Below are 501 nucleotides of genomic sequence, written 5' to 3' on the forward strand. Positions count from 1 at the left end.
GCCATTGTTTATCGGCAGCTTGACCACAAAACCTGCGGGCATCTGTGGCAGGCCACCGTCCCCGAGATCCTCGTCCCGCTGATTTTCGATGGCGATTGCAAGGAAGCTGCCGTCGGGCGCCTTGGCAACGGAATCCGGCTGCCCGCCCAGATCGCAGCTTTCGAGGACCTCCTCGGAATCAAGGTCGAGCATCCGCAATGCACCTGATGGAGCGGTAAAATTCCCGTCTGTAGTATTGTTGGGCGGAGCCATGCTGGTATTTGCCCGGGCGGAAGTGTCGATGTTCCGCCATTCCGGATGGGTCTGGGCGCGCAGCCTGTGCCTGGCCGCAATGTGGCTGTGCTACTACGCGGCATTGCCGTCCATGTCGTTCGCGCTGGCAGCGGCCTGTTATTATACAACCCCCNGTGTGGATGGCCCTGATGTCGCGGCTTATGCTGGGCACGGTTATCAGCCGCCGCCGGTGGGGTGCCATTTTCCTGACGATGGCGGGTGTGATCC

The 501-nt window shown here is 61.2% G+C and carries 1 protein-coding gene; it reads right to left on the bottom strand.

Annotation, left to right across the window (positions count from 1 at the left end):
* Positions 1-192: hypothetical protein (locus tag TR36_RS14560; protein ID WP_237763618.1), on the bottom strand; the 192-nt coding region annotated here is incomplete at its 3' end.
* Positions 193-501: the final 309 nt, after the last annotated feature.

The sequence above is a fragment of the Falsirhodobacter sp. alg1 genome (assembly GCF_000739715.2).
Taxonomy (GTDB): Bacteria; Pseudomonadota; Alphaproteobacteria; order Rhodobacterales; family Rhodobacteraceae; genus Falsirhodobacter.